This is a genomic window from Brevibacillus sp. MCWH, assembly GCF_013096935.1.
GTDB classification, from domain to species: domain Bacteria; phylum Bacillota; class Bacilli; order Brevibacillales; family Brevibacillaceae; genus Brevibacillus; species Brevibacillus aydinogluensis.
On record NZ_SDLF01000194.1, the window covers coordinates 1 to 424 of the forward strand.

General features: G+C 35.6%; 1 pseudogene. It reads right to left on the bottom strand.

The window, feature by feature from the left end:
• Positions 1-207: 207 nt before the first annotated feature.
• A pseudogene (locus ETC00_RS20550) lies at positions 208-424 on the bottom strand (4Fe-4S single cluster domain-containing protein); the annotation flags it as partial.

The window sequence follows — 424 nt, forward strand, 5'->3', positions numbered from 1 at the left end:
AACAATGATTACGATATGCTTTCTACGCTAACGCTTGTTTTCGTTGAACACTTTTTCTAAAAGAATGTATCGTATTCATACTTTGGACAAGATACGTAAAAACAACGCGATATATATATCTTCATCCAGGATGTAGCTACTTTTAGAACGAAAAGGTCAGCCTCTTCTACAAATCTCGATCATTCTTTTGGTTTAACAGTATATACGCTATCTTTTCTTTTCTACCTTATATTCTTTCTCTAACAAAATTTCTTTTAATAAATCTAGCGTAACCATACCATTCACGGCCACTGATCCATCTATATTTAACCGAACCTCAACTTTATTTGGAATGCTCAAAAGTTGTTCCCTCAAGTATTCATACCTCGGTGTCAAGAAATGATACCTTTGATTCGAAGAACCAACCCACGGTCGGCTCACATCC